Annotated in this window: 16 protein-coding genes; 9 read left to right on the top strand and 7 right to left on the bottom strand. The window is 63.5% G+C overall.

Going from position 1 to position 17,526, the window contains the following annotated elements; translation table 11 throughout:
- Nucleotides 1-93: 93 nt before the first annotated feature.
- The gene (gene aspT, locus P0D96_RS23080; RefSeq protein ID WP_408315465.1) at nt 94-1,776 is read right to left on the bottom strand and encodes an aspartate-alanine antiporter; all 1,683 of its coding nucleotides are present in this window, start codon (nt 1,774-1,776) and stop codon (nt 94-96) included.
- A 522-nt stretch (nt 1,777-2,298) separates the two neighbouring features.
- On the opposite strand from aspT, the gene P0D96_RS23085 reads away from it, so the two are divergent.
- Nucleotides 2,299-3,297 (top strand): 2-hydroxyacid dehydrogenase, encoded by a 999-nt coding sequence (locus P0D96_RS23085; protein WP_408315467.1) that lies wholly within the window; start codon nt 2,299-2,301, stop codon nt 3,295-3,297.
- Here the strand turns inward: P0D96_RS23085 and P0D96_RS23090 are convergent.
- On the bottom strand, nt 3,294-3,911 hold the full coding sequence (locus P0D96_RS23090; RefSeq protein WP_408178836.1) for a plasmid fertility inhibition factor family protein: 618 nt from the start codon (nt 3,909-3,911) through the stop codon (nt 3,294-3,296). The two genes, P0D96_RS23085 and P0D96_RS23090, sit on opposite strands and share 4 nt — an antisense overlap.
- A gap of 92 nt (nt 3,912-4,003) precedes the next feature.
- On the opposite strand from P0D96_RS23090, the gene P0D96_RS23095 reads away from it, so the two are divergent.
- The 3 genes from P0D96_RS23095 (at nt 4,004) to P0D96_RS23105 (ending at nt 7,421) form a co-directional block, all read left to right on the top strand.
- Nucleotides 4,004-4,828, top strand: coding sequence for a crotonase/enoyl-CoA hydratase family protein (locus tag P0D96_RS23095; protein WP_408178838.1), 825 nt, complete (start codon nt 4,004-4,006; stop codon nt 4,826-4,828).
- Nucleotides 4,829-5,020: 192 nt separating this feature from the next.
- On the top strand, nt 5,021-6,187 hold the full coding sequence (locus tag P0D96_RS23100) for an MFS transporter (protein WP_408178839.1): 1,167 nt from the start codon (nt 5,021-5,023) through the stop codon (nt 6,185-6,187).
- Between the two features lie 73 nt (nt 6,188-6,260).
- Nucleotides 6,261-7,421, top strand: coding sequence for an MFS transporter (locus tag P0D96_RS23105; protein WP_408283348.1), 1,161 nt, complete (start codon nt 6,261-6,263; stop codon nt 7,419-7,421).
- Nucleotides 7,422-7,587: 166 nt separating this feature from the next.
- Here the strand turns inward: P0D96_RS23105 and fahA are convergent, their stop codons facing one another.
- From fahA to P0D96_RS23120, 3 genes are read right to left on the bottom strand one after another with little or no spacing between them, the layout of a single operon-like run.
- Nucleotides 7,588-8,898, bottom strand: a complete 1,311-nt coding sequence (gene fahA, locus P0D96_RS23110; protein ID WP_408315469.1) for a fumarylacetoacetase — start codon at nt 8,896-8,898, stop codon at nt 7,588-7,590.
- Nucleotides 8,895-10,241, bottom strand: a complete 1,347-nt coding sequence (gene hmgA / locus P0D96_RS23115; RefSeq protein WP_408283354.1) for a homogentisate 1,2-dioxygenase — start codon at nt 10,239-10,241, stop codon at nt 8,895-8,897. The genes fahA and hmgA overlap by 4 nt, the downstream gene beginning before the upstream one ends.
- 34 nt (nt 10,242-10,275) lie before the next feature.
- On the bottom strand, nt 10,276-11,640 hold the full coding sequence (locus tag P0D96_RS23120; RefSeq protein WP_408315471.1) for an MFS transporter: 1,365 nt from the start codon (nt 11,638-11,640) through the stop codon (nt 10,276-10,278).
- Between the two features lie 353 nt (nt 11,641-11,993).
- Here P0D96_RS23120 and P0D96_RS23125 point away from each other — a divergent pair, with 353 nt between their 5' ends.
- Nucleotides 11,994-12,827: an EAL domain-containing protein gene (locus tag P0D96_RS23125; RefSeq protein WP_132375965.1), complete on the top strand. Its 834-nt coding sequence runs from the start codon at nt 11,994-11,996 to the stop codon at nt 12,825-12,827.
- 38 nt (nt 12,828-12,865) lie between these two features.
- Here the strand turns inward: P0D96_RS23125 and P0D96_RS23130 are convergent, their stop codons facing one another.
- Nucleotides 12,866-13,651: an IclR family transcriptional regulator gene (locus tag P0D96_RS23130; protein WP_408315473.1), complete on the bottom strand. Its 786-nt coding sequence runs from the start codon at nt 13,649-13,651 to the stop codon at nt 12,866-12,868.
- 104 nt (nt 13,652-13,755) lie between these two features.
- Between P0D96_RS23130 and P0D96_RS23135 the strand changes: the two genes are divergently transcribed.
- On the top strand, nt 13,756-14,946 hold the full coding sequence (locus P0D96_RS23135) for an acyl-CoA dehydrogenase (protein WP_132375967.1): 1,191 nt from the start codon (nt 13,756-13,758) through the stop codon (nt 14,944-14,946).
- Nucleotides 14,947-15,101: 155 nt separating this feature from the next.
- Here P0D96_RS23135 and P0D96_RS23140 read toward each other — a convergent pair whose 3' ends face one another.
- Nucleotides 15,102-15,740, bottom strand: coding sequence for a peroxiredoxin (locus P0D96_RS23140; RefSeq protein ID WP_116119029.1), 639 nt, complete (start codon nt 15,738-15,740; stop codon nt 15,102-15,104).
- Between the two features lie 343 nt (nt 15,741-16,083).
- Here P0D96_RS23140 and P0D96_RS23145 point away from each other — a divergent pair, with 343 nt between their 5' ends.
- The 3 genes from P0D96_RS23145 (at nt 16,084) to P0D96_RS23155 (ending at nt 17,494) form a co-directional block, all read left to right on the top strand.
- Nucleotides 16,084-16,386, top strand: a complete 303-nt coding sequence (locus P0D96_RS23145; RefSeq protein WP_007179108.1) for an ElaB/YgaM/YqjD family protein — start codon at nt 16,084-16,086, stop codon at nt 16,384-16,386.
- 133 nt (nt 16,387-16,519) lie between these two features.
- Nucleotides 16,520-16,906 carry a phage holin family protein gene (locus P0D96_RS23150; protein WP_132375968.1) on the top strand — a complete coding sequence of 129 codons (387 nt, stop codon included), beginning with the start codon at nt 16,520-16,522 and terminating at the stop codon, nt 16,904-16,906.
- 108 nt (nt 16,907-17,014) lie between these two features.
- A complete protein-coding gene (locus P0D96_RS23155) occupies nt 17,015-17,494 on the top strand; it encodes a DUF3318 domain-containing protein (RefSeq protein WP_408178887.1) in 480 nt (159 codons plus the stop codon).
- Nucleotides 17,495-17,526 lie beyond the last annotated feature (32 nt).

Below are 17,526 nucleotides of genomic sequence, written 5' to 3' on the forward strand. Positions count from 1 at the left end.
CGAGGCGCAATCGTGTCGCGCGCCACATGCCGCCTGCCGCCTGCCGCATCGACCGAACGTGGCATGGCGCGCCACGTCCGGCACATCTGCCGCCTAATGGAATTTCCCGGCGAGGCCGACAACCACCGGCCCCATCAGCGGCAACAGAATGTTCGAGAGTGCATAAGTGATCGTGTAGCCGATCACGGGAGTGGAGTTGCCGGTGACGCCCACCAGCGCGCTGATCGCGGGCGTGCTGCATTGCTGGCCGGCAATCGCGCCGAGCAGCATGGGCGCCTCGAGCTTGAGGAACATGCGGCCGATCCATAGCGACAGCAGACCCGGCACGAGCACCATCAGAATCCCGGCCACCGGCAACGCGAGACCGTATTCACGCACCAGCTTGATGGCGTCCGGTCCCGCCGACAAACCCACTGCCGCGATGAAAGTGGCGAGACCAAAGTCCTTGAGGATCTGCGCGGCCGCCGAAGGCAGCGAACCGACCAGCGGATAACGCGAACGGATCCAGCCGAATAGCAGCCCCGACAGCAAACAACCGCCGCCCGTACCGAGCGCAACCGACACGCCGCCCACCCGTCCGCCGAGATGGCCGATCGCCATGCCGACCAGCACGCCCACACCCAGATAGACGAAGTCGGTCTTCTGCGTCGCGACGAGCGCGTAGCCCAGCCGCTTCGCGCCGCGCTCCACATCGGTTTTCGTGCCCACCAGCGTCAGCACGTCGCCGCGATTCAGTTCGGTGCCTGGCAGCGCCGGCACCGTGCTCTCGAGCCGCGTGACCGCCGCGATGTAGACGCCGCGTCCGTTTTCCGGCGTCGCCTGTTCGCGCACCTGCGCGATGGTCCGGCCGTGCAGGTCGCGGCGCGTCAGCACCACGTCGAGCTTCTCGGCGATCACGAGGCCGAAGTCGGTGCCACTCACTTCGTCACCAAGCGCGGCAGCGGCCGCCACTATGGCTTCACGTCGCCCCGCCACGAGAATGACGTCGCCAGGTGCGAGCGTCAGTTGCGGTTCGGCCGGTACGTCCAGGCCATTGCGCCGCACGCGCTCGACCGTCAAATTGAAGCCGTACTGCTGTTCGAACGCCCGAATCGTCGCGCCAGCCGCCGTGCCGACGAGAAATGCGCGGCCCACCAGCGCCGGCGCGGCCGCGTGCTGTCCCTCGCCGAATGCGCCGTCGCCGCCGAGCTTGCGCCACACGCGCTCGGCTTCGTCGCGCAGATTGACGCGCAATAGCAGCGGTGCGAACTGGCTCGTAAAGAGCACGATGGTGATCAGGCCGAACAGGTAGCTCACGCTGTACGCGGTCACGATATTGGCCTGCAGGCGGACCGTTTCCGCGTCGCCGAAGCCGAGCTTGGCAATCGCCTCGGACGCCGTGCCGATCACGGCCGACTCCGTCGCCGCGCCGGCCAGCAGACCGGCCGCGGTACCGGCATCGAGCCGCATGACGGCCACCGCGATCATGATCAGCACCAGCACCGACACGATCTCGACCACTGACAGCAACCCGTAGCGCCAGCCGCGGCCGATGTTGGCGAAGAACTGCGGCCCGCCGGTAAAGCCCAGCGCGAAGATGAACAGCGCGAACGCGATGTTCTTCAGATCGGGGGCGATGCGCGCGCCCGTCTGGCCCAACAACAACGCAACGATCAACGTGCCGCACACGCCGCCGAGCTGAATGGGCCCGACGCGGAACGAACCAATGAAATATCCGATTGCAAGGCTTGCGAACAGCGCGATCTCCGGTTGAGACCTCAGCAATTCACCGATCATGTTGGCTCGCCGATTAACGGGTTTATTGGCAGGAAACCGAAAAATCGTTCGAGAAACTCGAATAGATTTATTCGGTCCCCAGTTTGACGCACGCATTACTCAATCGGCATAGCGAATGAGTGAAAACTTAATTTATGGCAAGGGGATGACGCGAGTTGCGCCCGGGATGATTTGCCGCGCTGCAGCGGCGGGTATTGAAATAGTCATTCGATAGCTCGACTGTCACTCTTTCCTCGCGAAGTTGCCTAATGCCTTGAAAAGACATCGTCTGCTGATGGCCAATTATTACAGCATGAGTGAACATGCCTTTTCGAACTGCCTTTTTTAATTGATATTGTAATTCCGCAGGGCTGTCAATATTATTTTTAACTCGCGTCCGCCTATCTTCGCAAAAAATGATCTTTAGCAAAGGCGAATGGATTGCAAGCACCTGGTCCGTGAGGCTTACCCTATACTGGACCGTTCGCCTGCCGCGCCATCAGGCCGCTTCGTTAGCACCGCACGTATTCTTCGGAGCCCGACATGCGCATGATCCTGTTCAGCAGCCGCCAATACGACAGCGACACGTTCACCGAAGCCAATGCCACGCATCGCTATGAACTGCACTTCCAGGAGTCGCACCTCGACAGCGAGACGGCCATTCTCGCTCAGGGCTACGAAGTGGTATGCCCGTTCGTCAACGACAACGTTAACGCAGCGGTATTGGAGCGGCTTCATGCCGGCGGCACGCGCATGATCGCGTTGCGCTCGGCGGGCTTCAATCATGTCGATCTGGCCGCGGCCGAGCGTCTCGGCATCACGGTCGCGCGGGTGCCGGCTTACTCGCCGCACGCGGTCGCCGAACATGCAGTCGGCTTGATTCTGGCGCTGAACCGGCGCCTGCCGCGCGCCGCCGCACGCACTCGTGAAGGCGACTTTTCGCTGCACGGACTGCTCGGCTTCGATCTGCATGGCAAGACCGTGGGCGTGGTCGGCACGGGCATGATCGGCCGCGTATTCGGGCGCATCATGGCGGGCTTCGGCATGCAGGTGCTCGCGTACGATCCCGGCAAGCCCGCCGACGATCTGCTCGCGCTCAGCGCCCGCTACGTGCCGCTCGACACTTTGCTCGCCGAATCCGACGTGGTCAGCCTGCATTGTCCGCTGGTGCCGGACACGTACCATTTGATCGACGGCCCCGCGCTCGCCAAGATGAAGCGCGGCGCGATGCTGATCAACACGGGCCGTGGCGGCCTCGTCGAAAGCAATGCGCTGATCGGCGCCCTGAAAGATGGCCAGCTCGGCCACCTCGGGCTCGACGTGTACGAGGAAGAAGGCGGCCTGTTCTTCGAGGATCACTCGAACCTGCCCTTGCAGGACGATGTGCTCGCGCGTCTGTTGATGTTCCCGAACGTGATCGTCACCGCGCATCAGGCGTTCTTCACGCGCGAGGCGATGAACGAGATCGCCCAGACCACGCTCGATAACGTCGTGGCGTGGCAGGCCGGCACGCCGCGCAACGTGGTGCGCGCGCCCGCTTAGGTGCCGCCGCCGGTGTTCAGCGGCGTCGCGCGGACCACGGTGCGCGCGTCGTCCGCGGCGCCGCAGAGTTCGCGCAGCAACGTCGCCTCACGCTCGTGCACTTCCACCGGAAACCAGCGCGCGCCCGCATCGGCCAGATAGCGCGCGCGATGCTGGCCGTTGCGAAACGCCACCACGCCTTCGCGCTCCAATCCGAACCAGCCCAGCAGACCCGGCGCGCGACGCGTCGAGATGGTCACGTACGGCATCTGCGGAACCCGCGGGTTCTCTGGATCGAGAAACTCGCGAATGCCGCGCACCTTGCCCGAGTGCCATTCGGCGACCGGCTTCAGCACGTAATCGGTATTGTCGCGATCGGCGCAAGCGAGCAGCTTGCGCACGTCGACGAGGACAACCTGATGCCGCGTGCCGTCCGTGACGAAGACGCGTTTCAGGCGCACGTGGTCGTACCATGGATGCTCTTGCAGAGGCACGGTCCAGACCGTCTCGGCACAAGCCGGCGCGGCGGCTGACGATGAATTGGACAAGGGCAAAGGCAGGCTCGTTAAGCCGGCGAAAAGACGCCAGCGCATTAAAAGAGCGCTTACGCTACGAGCCGATTGTGTAAGAAGCATGACAGACCACGGTATTAATTACTCTGCATGAGCACACTGCTCACAACCCCGCACCCAGCGGGCAGACGCTGATGACTTCTACGGTGACAACGATGATAACCACGCAAAATTTCAATGACCACGTGCGCATCGAAGCTAATCAGGATATCGGCGTGGCGACGATCATCCTTGAGCGCCCTGCGCGTCGAAATGCCGTCGACCGTCCTGTCGCTGACGCGCTCAGCGCCGCGTTCGCCCGCTTCGAAGCGGAGCCGGCTTGGCGCGCGGCGGTGCTGTTCGGCGCGGGCGGCACCTTCTGCGCGGGCGCGGACCTGACCGCCCTCGCCGACGACACCCGTCGCAACGAATTGCATGCCGACGGCAGCGGTCCGGGCCCGATGGGACCGACGCGCATGAGCTTCAGCAAGCCCGTGGTCGCCGCGATTGCCGGTTATGCGGTGGCGGGTGGTTTGGAACTGGCGGCCCTGTGCGATCTGCGAGTCGTCGAAGACGACGCGGTGCTTGGCGTGTTCTGCCGGCGCGTCGGGATTCCGCTGATCGACGGCGGCACGATCCGCTTGCCGCGCTTGATCGGCCTGTCACGTGCGCTCGACCTGATTCTGACCGGCCGCGCGGTGAGCGCGCAGGAAGCGCTCGGCTTCGGTCTCGCCAATCGCGTCGTCCCAAAAGGCACGGTACGCGCCGCGGCGGAACAACTGGCCGCCGAACTGGCCGCCTTTCCACAGGCGGCGCTACTCGCCGACCGCCGTTCGGTGTTGGAAAACAGCATGCTCGACGATGTCGCAGAAGCATTGCGCCGTGAAGGTGCCGGCGGTTATCAAGCGGTTTTCGACGAAGGTGTGGCCGGCGCGGCGCATTTCGCCAGTGGTGCCGGCCGCCACGGCAAAACGCTCGGCCCCGACGGTGGCAGCCGCTAGAAACGCAGCGAGGCTCGCGTTTGACAGCGACTTTCAGCAAAAAACAACATCCGTGTCGACGATCAGCAAGCCCGTTTTGACTTAGGTAGAATCCCCTACTGTTTTACCCCTGTACGGCGCACGCGTTTTCGCCCCGAAAACGCGCGCCGGCCGCGCGACGCTTCCCGTCGCGCCGATTCACGCTCCTTCACCATGCCTTTGCCCCTGCTTGCCCTTGCCGTTGCCGCGTTTGGAATCGGTACCACCGAATTCGTGATCATGGGGCTGCTACCCGATGTCGCGCGCGATCTGTCCGTGTCGATTCCGGCGGCCGGCATGCTGGTCTCGGCGTACGCGCTCGGCGTCACAATCGGCGCGCCGATCGTCGCAATCGCGGTCGCCAACATGCCGCGCAAGAAGGCGCTGATGAGCCTGATCGGCGTGTTCATCGTCGGCAATCTGCTGTGCGCGGTGGCGCCGGGCTACGCGGTGCTGATGGCCGCGCGCATCGTGACCGCGTTCTGCCATGGCGCGTTTTTCGGCATCGGCTCGGTGGTCGCCGCAGGCCTTGTTGCACCGAACCGCCGCGCGCAAGCCATCGCGTTGATGTTCACGGGCCTCACGCTCGCCAACGTGCTGGGTGTGCCGCTCGGCACCGCGCTTGGCCAGGCGGTGGGCTGGCGCGCCACGTTCTGGGCGGTGACGGGCATCGGCGTCGTCGCGGCGGCCGCGCTCGCCGTGTGCCTGCCCGCGAAGATCGAAATGCAGAAGGCCAGCCTCGTCCACGAATTCAGCGTGCTGAAGAACCCGCAAGTGCTGATGGTGCTCGGCATCAGCGTGCTCGCGTCGGCGAGCCTCTTTTCCACCTTCACGTACATCACACCGATTCTCGAAGACGTGACCGGCTTCACGCCGCACGCGGTCACACTCGTCTTGCTGCTGTTCGGCCTCGGCCTGACGGTGGGCAGCACGCTCGGCGGCAAGCTCGCCGATTGGCGGCTGATGCCGTCGCTGGTGGCGTTTCTGCTGGCCATCGTCGTGATTCTGACCATCTTCGCCGGCACGATGCATTCGGAGATCCCGGCGATGATCACGATCTTCGTGTGGGGCATTCTGGCCTTCGCGATCGTGCCGCCGCTGCAAATGCTGATCGTCGACCGCGCGAGTCATGCGCCGAATCTGGCTTCGACCTTGAACCAGGGCGCCTTCAACCTTGGCAACGCGACCGGCGCCTGGCTCGGCGGCATGGCGATCGGCGCGGGCGCACCGCTCACGACGCTGCCCTGGGTCGGCGTGGCGACTTCTATCGGCGCGCTGGTGCTGACACTGTGGTCGGTGTCGATCGACCGGCGCGCGCAACGCATGGCGATGGCAGGCTAACCGCCCTTCTGCTCGCTCGCGTCAAACCCCGCGCAGGTGCGGATGACTCGCGGCCGTAGTAGCATCTCGGCCGATGAAAGTCATCTTCACTCGCGATTTCCTCGCTTTGATCCTTAGCGTCGCCGTCGTCGGACTCGGCAGCGGCGCAACGCTTCCCCTCACTGCCCTCGCACTCACGCAAGCCGGTTACGGCACCGACGTGGTCGGCCTGCTGACTGCCGCGCAAGCGGGCGGCGGGCTCGTCATCGTGCCGCTCGCGGGATGGATCGCGGCGCGTTTCGGTGGCCGCCAGGTGATCGTGAGCGCCGTGCTGGTAGTGGCGTTCGCCACGGCGCTGATGCAACTCACCTCGAACCTGTGGCTGTGGGCCGTGTTGCGCGTACTATGCGGCGCGGCGCTGATGCTCCTCTTCACGATCGGCGAAGCGTGGGTCAACCAATTGGCCGACGACGCCACGCGCGGCCGCGTGATCGCGATTTACGCGACCAACTTCACGCTGTTCCAGATGGCCGGTCCTGTGCTGGTGAGTCAAATCGCCGGCTTCACGCAGTGGCGCTTCCTGATTTGCGGGGCGATCTTTCTGCTGGCGCTGCCGATGCTCGCCACGATCCGCAAGACGCCGCAAGCGTCCGAGGAGGAGCACGCGGCGCACGGCAGTTGGCGCCATGTTTTGCCGCAGATGCCGGCGCTCGTGATCGGCACTGGGTTCTTCGCGTTGTTCGACACGATCGCGCTCTCGCTGCTGCCGCTCTTCGCCATGTCGCACGGCATTACGAGTGAGGTGGCCGTGCTGTTCGCGTCGGCGCTGCTGCTCGGAGATACGACGATGCAATTCCCGATCGGCTGGCTGGCTGACCGGCTTGGACGCGAACGCGTACATATCGGTTGCGGTGTGATCGTCGTGGCGCTGCTGCCGTTGCTGCCGTGGGCGATGACTTCGCCGTGGCTCTGTTGGCCTCTGCTGTATGTGCTCGGCGCGGCGGCAGGGGCGATTTACACGCTGTCGCTGGTTGCCTGCGGCGAGCGCTTTCGCGGCGTCGCGCTAGTGTCGGCGAGTTCGCTGGTGGGCGCGTCGTGGAGCGCGGCGAGTTTCGGCGGCCCGCTGGTGGCGGGCGCGCTGATGAAGGGCGTGGGGAATGACGCGATGGTCGGGGTGCTGCTTGTTGCGGCGTTGGCGTTTCTGGTGGCGGTCTGGTGGGAGAGACGGCGTGCGCCGGTGCGAGTCGTTGGTTGATCGCCGGACATTGGTTTAAGCGTTTCGGCGTTTCGGCGCTTGGGCGCTTGGGCGCGGCGCCACTGCATGATGATGACCCATGAATAGCAAAACGGGGAAGCCACGATAAATGGCGTCCCCGTTTTTCGTCATGCACGTTGCGTGCGGGTCGTCCGCTATTACAGCGTTACTTCAACGCCGGCAAAATCTCCCCGACGCATGCGCCGAAACCCACACGATAACCCTCACCCTGACACCAGCCGGCCAGCGTCAATTCGTCGCCGTCTTCGATGAAACTGCGTGTGCCGCCTTCCTGCAACTCCAGCGGCTTCTTGCCGTTCCACGTCAACTCCAGCAGGCTGCCGAACGAATCTTCGGTCGGCCCGCTGATCGTGCCCGAGCCCATCAGGTCGCCCACGCGCGTATTGCAGCCCGATACCGTGTGATGCGCGAGCTGCTGCGCCATCGTCCAGTACATATGCCTGAAGTTGGTTCGCGCAATCGTGCTCGCCTGCTTCGCCTGCCGCGGACGCAGCTTCACTTCCAGCGTGATATCGAACGCATGCTCGCCGTCGTGCCGCAGGTATGCGAGCGGTTGGGGCTCCTGCGCCGGCTGCGCGACGCGGAACGGTTCAAGCGCGTCGAGCGTCACGATCCACGGCGAGATCGTCGTCGCGAAGGTCTTCGCGTTGAACGGTCCGAGCGGCACGTATTCCCATTGCTGAATATCGCGTGCGCTCCAGTCGTTCAGCAGCACCATACCGAAGATATGCGCTTCGGCATCCGCGCACGCAACCGGCTTACCCAAGGCATTGCCCGCGCCGATCACGAAGCCCGTTTCCAGTTCGATATCCAGCTTGCGGCACGCGCCGAACACCGGACGCTCCTGATCCGGCAGCTTCAACTGCCCGTTAGGACGACGCACGGGCGTGCCGCTCACCACCACCGACGACGCGCGTCCGTTATAGCCGATCGGCATCTCCGACCAGTTCGGCAGCAGCGCATTCTTCGGATCACGGAACATGGAGCCGACATTCGTCGCGTGCTCCTTCGACGAATAAAAATCGGTGTAGCCGGGAATCTGCACCGGCAGATGCAATTGCGCGTCGGCCTGGCGGATCAGCGCGCGGCTGCGCAGTTCGGCGTCCTCACGCAGCGTCGCGTTATCACGCGAGAGCAGCTTGCTTAACTGAATACGCACGCCGCGCCACGCGTCACGGCCGAGCGCGATGAAATCGTTCAACGCGTCGCGCACGAATACACTGTCGCCCGCACCCGACGTAGGCAGCGTCAGCAGACCCGCGCTTTCGAGCGCGGCCAGGTCGACGATGCTGTCGCCGATCGCGACGCCCACGCGGCACGTCGCATTCAGAGCGTCGCTAAAGACGCCGAACGGCAGATTCTGAATCGAAAAATCGCTGCTCGAATCGTTGGCTGACTCGACCCAGCTTTTGCGCGACGGATCGAGCGTCGCCTGAAGATCGCTCGGTGCGTTCATCGTTGCTCCGGATTGAAGTGTTTCTTGAGACCTTGCCAGCACTCGTAGTAATGCGCCTGCAATTGCGCGGTTTCGAGCGCGAAGCGCGTGGGCTTGATCAGCGTGCGCGTTTCGAACATGAAGGCCATCGTGTCGGCGACTTTCTTCGGCGTCGACGTATCGCCGTGCGAGGCTTTCTCGAACGTTTCCGCGTCCGGGCCATGACCCGACATGCAGTTATGCAGACTCGCGCCGCCCGGCACGAAACCCTCGGCCTTGGCGTCATACACGCCGTGCACGAGGCCCATGAACTCGCTCGCCACGTTGCGATGGAACCAGGGCGGGCGGAACGTATCTTCGGCGGCGAGCCAGCGCGGCGGGAAGATCACGAAGTCGATCGAATCGACGCCCGGCGTGTCGCTTTGCGATTGCAGCACCAGGAAGATCGACGGGTCCGGATGATCGAAGCTGATCGAGCCGATGGTGTTGAAGCGGCGCAGATCGTACTTGTACGGCGCATAGTTGCCGTGCCACGCCACCACGTCGAGCGGCGAATGGCCGATATCCGCGCGCCACAGATTGCCGTTCATCTTGGCGACGAGTTCGAAGTCGCCTTCACGGTCTTCATAGGCCGCGTGCGGCGTGAGGAAGTCGCGCGGATTGGCGAGGCCGTTCGAGCCGATCGGACCGAGGTCCGGCAGACGCAGCAACGCCCCGAAGTTCTCGCAGATATAGCCGCGCGCCGTGCCGTCCGGCAGGCTCACCGCGAAGCGCACGCCGCGCGGAATCACCGCGATCTCGAACGGCTCGACGTCGAGCTTGCCGAGCTCGGTCGCAATGTGCAGGCGCCCTTCCTGCGGCACGATCAGCAGTTCGCCGTCGGCGGTATAGAAGAAACGGTCCTGCATCGAGCGGTTTGCCGCGTACAGGTGAATCGCACAGCCGCTCATTGATTCGGCCGCGCCGTTGCCCGCCATCGTCACCCAGCCGTCGATGAAATCGGTCGGCTCGGCCGGCATCGGCAACGCGTCCCAGCGCAACTGGTTGGGCGGCGTCGGCGGCACCTCCGCGAAGTTGGCGACGAGCCGCTCCGAAGGCAGCGGCGTGAACGGCTTGTGCACCGCCGCCGGATGAATCCGGTACAGCCACGAGCGGCGATTGTGGCCGCGCGGCGCGGTGAACGCCGTGCCCGACAGTTGTTCGGCGTACAGACCATACGCCGCGCGCTGCGGCGAATTGCGGCCTTCCGGCAAGGCGCCCGGCAAGGCCTCCGTCGCGAATTCGTTCGCGAAACCCGACTGATAGCCCGGCTCGATTTCGAGCCGCGAACTGGCAGTGTTCGGCGTGCGTGTTTGGGTGTCCATGCAAGGTTCTCCGTTGATACTCGATCTCGTCATCTCATGCGGTCCGCGGCTCGGACGGCTGGCCGCGTTGGCGCGTCGCGGCGGCCAGCGCGATCACCAGCAGCGCGGAGCACAGCACCGGCAGGGCCGCCGCATGAAACAGCGCGGCGTTCGACCAGTTCAGCGCGATCAGTTGACCGCCGATCAGTGGTCCGATCACCGAACCGATCCGGCCAATGCCGAGGCTCCAGCCGATCCCGGTCGAACGCAGCGTGGTCGGATAGAAATGACCGGCCAGTGCGTTGACCGCCGGTTGTCCGCCGACCACGCAGAAGCCGCCCGCGAACACCACGAGCAACAGCCAGGGCAATGCATGCGCCACCGTGCCGATCGTGCCGACCGCCAGCGCCGCGCCCGCGAAACACACGAACAGCACGCGCACAAAACCAAACCGTTCAATGAACCAGCCTAGCAGCAAGGTGCCGACCACGCCGCCTGTTTGCAGCACCGTGCCGACAATCACGGCCGTGCCCGGCGAATAGCCGGCGTCGCGCATCACGGTAGGCAGCCAGTTCGACAGAAAGTACAGATCGATCAGGTTCATGAAACTGATCGCCCACAGAATCAAGGTTACCGGGCCGCGGCCGGCCCGGAACAATTCAGCGACCGGCGCGCCGCCGTTGCCCTTCTCACGCACGACGAGCCGCGTGTTCGCGTCGATCGGCAGCGCCGGGTTGAATTTCGCGAGGCAGCGCAACGCGCGCTCGCTGCGGCCCTTGAGAACCAGAAATTGCAGCGATTCCGGCAACGCTGCAAGCATCGCCAGCGCGAGCAGCAGCGGCACCGCGCCGCCCACCCAGAATACCGCGCGCCAGCCATAAGCCGGAATCAGCGCGGCGCTGATGAAGCCGCCGAGCGCCGCCCCCAGCGTGAAGCCGCACGACACCAGCATCATGCGCTTGACGCGATGCGCGGGGGTCGAGAATTCGCCGACCAGCGCCATCGCGTTCGGCATGATGCAGCCGAGGCCGAGACCGGTGATGAAGCGCAGTGCGATCAACGCGGGGATCGTGGTGACGAAGGGCGTGGCCAGCATCGACAGCGCGAAGAAGAAGGTCGAACCGATCAGCACCGGACGGCGGCCGATGCGGTCAGCCAGCACCGACAGCCCGAGCGCGCCGAGCAGCATGCCGAACAGGCTGGCGCTGAACACCGGACCGAGCGCCGCCTTCGAGACATGCCATTCGCCGATCACGCTCGGCGCGACGTAGCCCATCGCCTGCGCGTCGAACCCGTCGATCACGAGGCACAGCCCGCATAGCGCGAGCAGCAGCAACTGGAATGCCGGGTGATGCGTTTCGCCGAGCACGCGCTCGACTTCGATCACATTGGCGGCGGCCGCGGCCGGTTTTGCGCTCATTGGGTCGTCTCCTGATGCTGACTGGATTAATTCGATGGTGGCGGCGCGGCTGAAACGGCCGGACAGCGCCAGTGGGCGGCGCATGCGCCGCGCGCACGGCACAAGTCATCTCGCCATCGCAGTCGCACCGCAATTTACGTATAGTAAAATGAATTATGATTAGTGAAATTAACGTAAACCCTGAAAAACCATCCAAGAATCCCGGACAGCCAGTCGGCACAAGCGTTCGACGGATAACGTTATGAGCAATTTGTTCATGTGACGGCGGTGCAGACTGCTACCATCAGTGGATGCGGCAATCGAGTCGCGTTGCTGCGCGCCGAGCGCCTCACTATCGCCATCCATACGTCTACATGATTCCGCCGACCATCCCCAACCTCATTGCCCGCGCCGCCGATCATCCGTTTCTCGGCGAGCATCTGGTAATGGGTCAAGGCCTGCATCACGACGTCGCGCTGGCGCAATTCGACGGGGTCGAACTCGCCAGCGCCTATGAGCCGATCTTCGATATCAGCGTGCATGCGTTGGCGCAGTCACTGTCGTCGGGGGTCGAGGGGGTGGACCGTTTCGGCGATGAACTCGGCTTTCAGGCCGTCACGCACCGGGTCGAGGCGGCGCCATTCGACGTGTTCGATCCGTTCGACCGTATCGCCGACGATCAGGAACTGGTCGCGCTCGACCGCATGTCACGCGCGCTGCACGCCATCAATTTCTTCGGCGCGCAGCGGCATGGGTTGCTCTTTCTGCGCGTGCACGAGCGGCTGCTCAAGAGTGTGAAGTACGACCACGGGCGTCATTTTTCGAGCGTGCTGTTGTCGTTCGGATTGAACCCGTCGCGGGTGGTGATCGAGTTGCCGGCTGCGGCGGTCGCGCACAAGACGTTTCTCGGCTATCTGACCAAGAGCTACCAGCACTATGGGTTCAAGGTGGCGGGGAATTTGTCCAATGCCGGGCAGATTCTGTCGGTGTCGGAGACTGCGCGCCTCGACTTCATCAAGATGGATGCGGGGACCGCTTTGCGCGATGCCACGGTTAAACCGCTAGTGGGTTATGCGGGCCGCTTGCGGATTCCGCTGATCTTCAACCGCGTGATGGATGAAACGCAGTTCGAGGCGTTGCAGCAGTACGACGTGCGCTTCGTGCAAGGCCCGTTGTTCAATGCGCATTATCACGATCGGGCGGTTTGAGTAGTTGAATCGACGCGTTGGCACACGCGCCGCCCGCTTCAAACCGTATCGCCCAAACGCCGCGCAAGCGCTTTCAGCCGCGGCGCGACGTTGTCACGAAACACATCGTCTCCCATCGACGACGCCGGCCCGCTGCAACTCAGCACCAGCCAGCGCCCTTCGCGCGGCTCGCGAAACGGCACCGCGACCGCATTGACATCGTCATGCCACGCACGGAACGAATAGCAGCAGCGCTGCGCGGCAAAGGCGGCGATTTCCTGCTCGGCGTCGGCGACCAGTTCGGCGCCGTCCTTGCCCGCCGCCTTCCTCAATTCCGCCAGTAACGCGGCGCGCACGTCGAGCGGCTGCACGGCCAGATAGGCGCGGCCCATCGAACTTGTCAGCATTGATAGTTTCGAACCGGACGCCAGCCCAAGCGTCAACGCCGTTTCGCTACGGATCGTCTCCAGATAAATCATGTCGAGCCCGTCGCGGCAACCGAGCGAGACCGCCGCCCCCACCTCGCGCGCGAAGGTGCGCATGTGCGGGCGCGCGAGTTCGAGCGTGTCCGTGCCCGAGAGCAGCGCGAAACCGAGCGACAGCACACCCGCGTCGAGTGCGTATTTACCCAGGGTTTCGTCGAGCCGCAGATAGCCGAGCACGGTTAGCGTGTAGGCGAGACGGTTGACGGTCGCCTTCGGCAAACCCGTGCGTTCGACGAAATCGCGGTTGCCGAGCATCGTTTCGCCCGGCTTGAACGCGCGCAACAAATCCAGTCCGCGTGCGAGGGCGACCACGAATTTGCGCTCGTCGAGCGGTTCGGAGGGAGTAGATGTCGGCGTCATGGGGTGATACACTCGGACGTGGTTTGCAAAACATTGTTTCGCATAGCGGAACTTAAGTCAAGCGCAAACACGTTTCCGTCAAGCAAGGAATCAGGAGATAAGCCATGGCCGAGGCCGCGCAGTTTCACTGGGAAGACCCGTTGCTGCTGGATCAGCAGCTCACCGAAGACGAACGCATGGTGCGCGACGCCGCCGCGGCCTACGCGCAGGACAAGCTGCAGCCGCGCGTGCTCGAAGCGTTCCGTCACGAGAAGACGGACATCGAGATCTTTCGCGAGATGGGCGAACTCGGCCTGCTCGGCCCGACGATTCCTGAGCAATACGGCGGCCCCGGTCTGAACTACGTGGCGTACGGCTTGATCGCGCGTGAAGTGGAGCGCGTGGATTCCGGCTACCGGTCGATGATGTCGGTGCAGTCGTCGCTGGTCATGGTGCCGATCTACGAGTTCGGCTCGGAAGCGCAGAAGCAGAAATACCTGCCGAAGCTCGTCACCGGCGAATGGATCGGCTGCTTCGGCCTGACCGAACCGAATCACGGCTCCGATCCGGGCAGCATGGTCACGCGGGCCAAGAAGGTCGAGGGCGGCTATTCGCTGTCGGGCTCGAAAATGTGGATCACCAATTCGCCGATCGCCGACGTGTTCGTCGTGTGGGCGAAGCTCGAAGAAGACGGCAAGGACGCGATCCGCGGCTTCATTCTCGAGAAGGGCTGGAAAGGACTGTCGGCGCCGACCATCCATAGCAAAGTGGGCCTGCGCGCGTCGATCACCGGCGAGATCGTGCTCGACGAAGTGTTCGTGCCGGAAGAGAACCGCTTCCCGGAAGTCAGCGGCTTGCGCGGTCCGTTCACGTGTCTGAACTCGGCGCGCTACGGCATCGCCTGGGGCGCGCTCGGCGCGGCCGAAGCATGCTGGCACACGGCGCGTCAGTACGTGCTGGACCGCAAGCAGTTCGGCCGGCCGCTCGCCGCGAACCAGCTGATCCAGAAGAAGCTCGCCGACATGCAAACCGAGATCACGCTCGGCCTGCAAGGCGTGCTGCGCCTCGGCCGCATGAAGGACGAAGGCACCGCCGCCGTCGAAATCACCTCGATCATGAAGCGCAATTCATGCGGCAAGGCGCTGGACATTGCGCGGCTCGCACGCGACATGCTCGGCGGCAATGGCATCTCGGACGAGTTCGGCATCGCGCGGCATCTGGTGAATCTGGAAGTGGTGAACACTTACGAAGGCACGCATGACATTCACGCGCTGATTCTCGGGCGCGCGCAAACGGGCATTCAGGCTTTTTTCTGAAGGTTTTCTGAAGCGCGGATTACAACCATTTGCGATATAGCGATTGTGTCGGAGCCCGCGCGGCTCGATAAAAAAGCCGGTTCAATGTGAACCGGCTTTTTTCGTTCGACGCAGCGCGCCGTCGCTAACGGCCCGCTTCGTGGCGCATCAGCCGCTTACTTGTTCGGCTGCGGCGTCATGCGCAGATACGGACGCAGCGCCTTGTAGCCCTTCGGAAATTTCTGCTTGATGACTTCCTCGTCCTTCAGCGACGGGACGATCACCACATCATCGCCCTGCTTCCAGTTGCCGGGCGTAGCAACCGAGTGGCTGTCGGTGAGTTGCAGCGAATCGATCACGCGCAGCACTTCGTCGAAGTTGCGGCCGGTGCTGGCCGGATAGGTGATGATCAGGCGCACCTTCTTCTTCGGGTCGATCACGAACAGCGAGCGCACCGTGAGCGTCTCGTTCGCGTTCGGGTGGATCATGTCGTACAACTCGGCGACCTTGCGATCGCCGTCCGCGAGAATCGGGAAGCCGACATTGGCGGCTTGAGTCTCGTTAATGTCTTTGATCCACTCTTTGTGCGACTCGGCGCTGTCGACCGACAACGCGATGGTCTTCACGTTGCGCTTGTCGAATTCGTCGGCCAGCTTGGCGGTCAAGCCGAGTTCGGTCGTGCAGACCGGCGTGAAGTCGGCGGGATGCGAAAACAGCACGCCCCAACTATCGCCCAGCCATTCATGGAATTTGATCGGGCCGACACTCGACTGCTGTTCGAAATCCGGCGCGATATCGCCAAGACGTAGACTCATTGTGCAACTCCTATAGGGGTTTGGACATTGCCGCGCGACCATTTACCCGCGGCGCTCCGCAACGATAAAGCATACGGGAGGGACGGTGTATGACGAACGAACATCGCTTCACTACTTTATGCGTTTTTGTAATTTTCACCGATTTAGTGGAAACTTTGCGGGACAGATCAACTCCATCTTAGGCAAACTTGTCTGCACGTCGTGCAGGCGGTGGCGTTGTTTGTGGCTATGCTTCAACCGGGAACGGTTCGTGCGAAGTTGGAACCAACCGAGCCCTGCGCTCGCCAGCGGCCGTTTCTTTGGTTACGATTCACGCGTGGCGTGAGACGAAGGGGAGCTGTCAATGTCGGAAATCAACAAGGAGAGATTGATGTCGGATATCAAAACCGTCCTCGCGGACGCTGAAGATCTGCTGAAACAGGCCGCGAGCGCCACCGGCGAGCGTGCTTCAGAACTTCGTGAAACGGCGCTCACGCGCCTGAAGCAAGCCAAGGAAAAGGCGGCCGACGTTCAGGTCGTGGTGGTCGAAAAAGGCAAGAAGGCAGCCCGCGCCACCGACGACTACGTGCACGAGCATCCGTGGGCATCCATCGGCATCGCCGCAGGCGCCGGTGTGCTGCTTGGGCTGTTGATCAACCGCAAGTAACACTGCCGATGCCGCCGGGGCGTGTCTCGTCCGGCGCACCAGTAAATCGAGTTGACCGGCGCACGCCTGGCCGGTCCGCTTCTTCTGGCGCGCGCGCGCGCCGGTTAGGCCTTCACGCGCAACGCCCACAGCCATGACGATCGAAACACAATCGCAGCGCGGAGAACATAGTCCGTTACGCCGCATAATCGGTTCCGTGTTTGCCATTCTGCAAACGCGGCTGGAACTGGTCGGCATCGAACTCGCCGAAGAAAAGGACCGTTTGCTCGGCGTGCTGTTCCTCGGCCTTGCCGCCATGATGCTCGCCACCATGGCGCTGATCGCGCTGACCGCGCTGATCGCTATCGCCTTCTGGGACACTTACCGCTGGCAGGCGCTCGCCGGCATCACCGCGGTCTATGCGATTGCGGGACTAGCCTGTGCGCTGAAAGCGCGCAGCGGTTTGCGCAATGCTCCAATGGTGTTCGAAGCGACCCTCGCCGAGTTCGAAAAAGACCGCGACGTGTTCCGCAAACCGTGACCTTGAAGGCGCAACGGCGTGCCCTTCGCGCCTTGCGTCTTGCTTGAGAAGCTCGCGCGAAATGCAGCGCCGTTCCACCGCCCCACCATTCACTGCCGCCGACACGCCATGAGCCAGATCCATCCCGACACCGCATTCCGTAACAAGCGCCACCAGGCCAAAGATCTGAGCGCACCGCATTTGCGAGCACTGCGCAAGGAGCTGCTGCTGGTGCGTGCGGATGTCGAGCGTATGGAACTCGCTCAAGCGACCATCGAGTTGCGACAGGCGGTCACGCACTTCAGCTGGCTCAAATTTATCCTGCCGGGCTTCGGTGGCATGCGCGTCGGCAAGGGCTCGAAGGCGAGCTTTATCAACGCGGGGAGCATCGGCGCCCTTCTCAAACAGTATCCACTCATCAGCTCGATCGTCTCGATCCTCCTCGCCAAGCCACTACGTACGACGGTCGTGGCCGGCGCCAAACCCGTTTTGAAGTGGGGCAGTCTCGCGCTTGCCGGGTGGGAAGGCTATCGGATCTGGCAGCAGATAAAGCGAGATTCGGCGGCCTCGTCTGGCAACAAGGCTGAATCCACGGACAGCGGTTACTGAGGGCAGACGCTGCGGGCCGTGTCGCCTCGGCT

The organism is Paraburkholderia sp. RL17-347-BIC-D, from assembly GCF_046027915.1.
Lineage (GTDB): Bacteria > Pseudomonadota > Gammaproteobacteria > Burkholderiales > Burkholderiaceae > Paraburkholderia.